Source organism: Actibacterium sp. (genome assembly GCF_041584535.1).
In the GTDB taxonomy this organism is placed as follows: domain Bacteria; phylum Pseudomonadota; class Alphaproteobacteria; order Rhodobacterales; family Rhodobacteraceae; genus Actibacterium_D.
Genome location: NZ_JBFHDW010000236.1, coordinates 1 through 4,204, shown reverse-complemented (window position 1 = coordinate 4,204; position 4,204 = coordinate 1). Strand labels below are relative to the sequence as shown.

The 4,204-nt window shown below is 59.6% G+C and carries 5 protein-coding genes; 1 reads left to right on the top strand and 4 read right to left on the bottom strand.

What is annotated here, in order from left to right; translation table 11 throughout:
- From ABYW26_RS11330 to ABYW26_RS11315, 4 genes are all read right to left on the bottom strand, one after another.
- Positions 1–231: enoyl-CoA hydratase-related protein (locus ABYW26_RS11330; RefSeq protein WP_372604984.1), on the bottom strand; the 231-nt coding region annotated here is incomplete at its 3' end.
- Positions 224–1,039 carry an SDR family NAD(P)-dependent oxidoreductase gene (locus tag ABYW26_RS11325; RefSeq protein WP_372604986.1) on the bottom strand — a complete coding sequence of 272 codons (816 nt, stop codon included), beginning with the start codon at positions 1,037–1,039 and terminating at the stop codon, positions 224–226. The genes ABYW26_RS11330 and ABYW26_RS11325, both read right to left, overlap by 8 nt.
- Positions 1,040–1,087: 48 nt before the next feature.
- Positions 1,088–2,287: an acyl-CoA dehydrogenase family protein gene (locus ABYW26_RS11320; RefSeq protein ID WP_204114565.1), complete on the bottom strand. Its 1,200-nt coding sequence runs from the start codon at positions 2,285–2,287 to the stop codon at positions 1,088–1,090.
- A gap of 13 nt (positions 2,288–2,300) precedes the next feature.
- Complete coding sequence (locus ABYW26_RS11315; RefSeq protein WP_204114564.1) at positions 2,301–3,515, bottom strand: acyl-CoA dehydrogenase family protein; 1,215 nt, start codon at positions 3,513–3,515, stop codon at positions 2,301–2,303.
- Positions 3,516–3,649: 134 nt separating this feature from the next.
- Between ABYW26_RS11315 and ABYW26_RS11310 the strand changes: the two genes are divergently transcribed.
- Positions 3,650–4,204 (top strand): enoyl-CoA hydratase/isomerase family protein (locus ABYW26_RS11310; RefSeq protein ID WP_372604983.1); only part of this gene is annotated, 555 nt, incomplete at its 3' end.

The window sequence follows — 4,204 nt, the reverse complement described above, 5'->3', positions numbered from 1 at the left end:
CACGCTGTCGGGATCGTTCATTTCCTTGATGTCGCCGCCGGCACAAAAGGCCGGGTCGGCGCCGGTCAGGATCATCACGCTGACCTGAGGATCGGCCTGCACCTTGGCGAAGGTCTCCAGAAGGGCAGCGATCATGTCGTTTCCGGTGACCGGGTTGCGCCGCTCGGGATCGTTCAGCGTAACCGTGGCGATCCTGCCGGAAATCTCCAGAAGGACTGGGTGTTTACTCATTCTTGCCATCTCCCCGTTCGCGTTTCTCGAACATCGCGGGGTTGATCATGTCCCGCGCGTCATGACCCATATGCAAGGTCTCACCGCCGTCTACATAAATGTCTTCTCCGGTGATGAAACAGCCAAGTTTCGAGGCCAGGAAAATGATCGTGCCTGCGATGTCCTCGGCCGCCCCCATCCGGTTCAGCACCGAGCGGTTCAGCTTTTTACACTGTTCCGGCGGAATCGGATAGCGGCCAAGCGCATCGGTCTTGATCGTGCCCGGCGCGACACAGTTCAGCCGGATGCCGTACTCGCCCCATTCGGCGGCCAGCGTTTTCATCATGCCCGTTACACCGGCGCGGGCGGCGACGGTGTGTGTAAAGCCGGTAAGCGCGGTGCGCGCCGAGATGGCGGTGACAAACACAACCGATCCACCATTGTCGTACATGAAGTGATCCGCCGCTGCCCGGGTCATCTGCCAAGACCCGATCAGGTTGTTGCGGATCACGGCTTCGAAGCCCTTGTTGGTGATATCGCGGGCGGCCGCGATATACTGGCCGCCGGCATTGTTCACCAAAACATCCAACTGCCCATAGTGGTCCTTGATCCGCCCCATCGCAGCTTCGATACTGTCTTCGTCGCGGGTGTCTCCGGGCACGACAAAGGCCTCGCCCCCCGCCGCCCGGATCATTTCGGCGGTCTCTTCCAGCGGCTCTTCGCGGCGCGCGAACAGCGCAAGCCTGGCCCCGCAAGCGGCCATTTCGATCGCCGTCGCCCGGCCCATTCCAGATCCGGACCCCGTGACCAGGGCAACCTGGCCCGCCATGAGATCCGACGCGTAACGCCTTGATTTCGCTTCGCTCATGTTCCGCCCCTAATTCTTCAGCAATTCGCCAGAAATGATGAGTTTGCGAACCTCCTGGGTGCCTGCGCCGACCTCAAGCACGCGACCGGTCCGGTACAGCCGGTTCACTTCTGTATCACGCATGTAACCCGAGCCGCCGTGAATCTGGACAGCTTTGTCCAGCACGAAGGATGTCGCCTCAGCGGCCTTGTAGATCGCCGCAGCGGTGAGCTTGTGGATTTCGCCGCGCCCGCCTTCGCCCTCTTCGAGGCCTTCACACATGGCAGCGGTGCGCAAGGACAGGCTCCGCGCGGCCTCGATCTGCGTATACATGTCGGCCAGCATCGCCTGAACCATCTGAAAACTGGCGATCGGTTTGCCGAATTGCTGGCGTGTCTTGGCGTAGTCGATGGAAATATCCAGCGCCCGCTGCGCAATGCCCAGAGCGTTGAAACAGACGATGGCACGTTCCAGATCAAGTCCGGACATGGTAACGGCAACCCCGCCATCCAGCTTGCCGACCATGTTTCTGGCCGGAACACGGCAATCTTCGAATACCAGTTCGCCCGTCGGCGAGCCGCGGAATCCCATCTTGTTGAGCTTCTGCGCCACCTTGAAACCGGGCGTGTCGGTTTCCACGATAAAGGCGGAAATGCCCTTGGCCCCTTTTTCGGGCGATGTCTTGGCATAGACCAGCACCAGATCGGCAATCGGCCCATTGGTGATGTAGATCTTGGCGCCGTTCAGGATGTAGTCGTCGGCATCCTTTTTGGCCGTGGTCCGCATCGAGCCAAGCGCATCAGACCCCGCGCCGGGTTCGGTCAGACCCAGGGCGCCGATCAGCGTTCCGTTGCACAGACCTGGCAGGTATTTTCGGCGCAGATCGTCATTGGCGTTGCGATAGATGTTGTTGACGCACAAATTGTCATGCGCCACATGAGTCAGCCCAATCGCGGCAGAGGCCCGCGACAGCTGTTCGGTGATGATGCAGGCCGAGGTGAAATCCAAACCAGCGCCGCCGAATTCCGGCGGCACGTTCAGTCCCAGGTAGCCCATTTCGCCCAGCTTGGGGAAAACCGAAGACGGCAGGTCATCAGTATCGTCCATTTCCGCATTCAGATGGTGGAATTCGGACATGAAGAACTTGCCGGCCTGATCGGCCAGGGCCTGCTGTTCGTCCGTCATGAAATGTGTTGGCAGAGCGGTGTCGTTGCGCAGTTGCTTGTTCATTGTCTCGTCCCCCTCAGGCGCGCAAAAGTTCTTCGGCAATGATGATCTTGCGGACTTCGCTTGTTCCCGCGCCGATCTCCAACAATTTGTTGGCGCGGAACAGCCGGTTGATCTCGGTGTCCTGCATGTAGCCAGAGCCACCATGAATATGACAGGCTTCGGTCACCGCCTTGTTGAATGCCTCGCCTGCGTAAAGACAGGCCGCCGCGGTCAGTTTGTGGATTTCGCCACGGCCCCCGGCCCCTTTTGGTAGGCCCGTACAGGCGGCCAGTGCCCGATAACCGAATGCGCGCGCGGTTTCGACCTCGGTGTAGATCTCGGCCAGTTTCGACTGCATCATCTGGAAACTTGCAATCGGTTTGCCGAATTGTTCGCGAATCTTGGCGTATTCCAGCCCTAGTTCCAGGGCGCGTTCGGCCATGCCAACGCAGACTGAGGCAACCATAGCACGCTCCAGATCCAACCCGCTCATTACCACCGAAACGCCGGTGTTTTCCGGTCCAACCATGGCGGATGCGGGTACGCGGCAATCCTCAAACACCAGTTCTCCGGTTGGCGAGCCGCGAAAGCCCATTTTGTCAAGCTTTTGCGCCACCTTGAAACCGGGATTGTCCGTCTCGATGATGAAAGCAGAAATGCCCTTGGCGCCCTTCGACTTGTCGGTTTTGGCATAAAGCAGGATCACATCGGCAATGGGGCCGTTGGTGATGTAAATCTTCGAGCCGTTGATGACATAATCATCACCGTCGCGGCGGGCAGTGGTGGCCATGGATCCGAGCGCATCGGATCCCGCACCCGGTTCGGTCAGGCCCAAAGCACCGACGAGCTCGCCCGAGCAAAGGCCCGGCACGTATTTCTTCACCTGCTCTTCGGAGCCGTTGCGCAGCAGGTTATTCAGGCACAGGTTGTCATGCGCCCCGTGCGAGAGGCCCACAGCCGGGTTCCACTTCGAAATCACCTCGGACACCAGCGCCTGGGTGAACTCGTTCTGCCCCGATCCGCCCAGCTCCTCCGGCGCGGTAATCCCCAGCAGGCCCAGCTCGCCCATCTGCTTGAACAGATCATCGGGCCACCATTCCTCGTCATCCATGCGCGCCTGCAGCGGGTGCAGCACCTCGCGCGATACCCGATCCACGTGATCGACGATCTGGCTTTGCTCATCAGTCAAAGAATAGTTCGCCCTGATGGCTTCCAGATCAGCCGCGATAGCCTCACTTTGAGTGGTCATATCATCCTCCCGAAAAATGTCGTCCGCAGTGTTGACCAAAATCAAACATATGTTAGAAAATAGATCAAGCCAAGCTTTTGACGACCTGACGTAAGAAAGCGCGGTGTCCTGAATACAGGGGGGGAGCTTCGGAAATGACTGAGAGCGTTGTTCAATCGCAGGCGCTCGGCAAAGAAGTGCGTATCACGATTCGACGTCCTGACAATCGAAATGCCCTCAACCGTGAGGTCGCAGACGGGATCATGGCCGCCATATGTGCTGCCGAGACGGACAGCGATTGCCGCGTGATCGTTCTGACCGGCGAGGGCGAGCGCGCCTTCTGTGCCGGGGGCGACATCAAGGCGGGGGCGGATGGCGGCCCGTTTGTTCAGGATCCGGCGGACCCGGATCATTTTGCCGGAAGGTTGTTCGAGACGATACAGGCGTGCCGAAAGCCAACGATCGCGCGCATCAATGGCGTCGCGATGGGGGCGGGAGCGGGCATCATCTGTGCCTGCGATCTGGCTGTGATGGCGGATCATGCCCGCATCGGAACGCCGGAAGTGAAGGTGGGTCTGTTTCCCATGACGATCGTGCCACCCATGATGCGCGTGCTGCCCCGGCGGAGGCTGATGGAGATGTTCATCACCGGCGTTCCTCTGACGGCCGAGGAAGCCCTGCAGTTCAATCTGGTCAACTATGTGACCGAT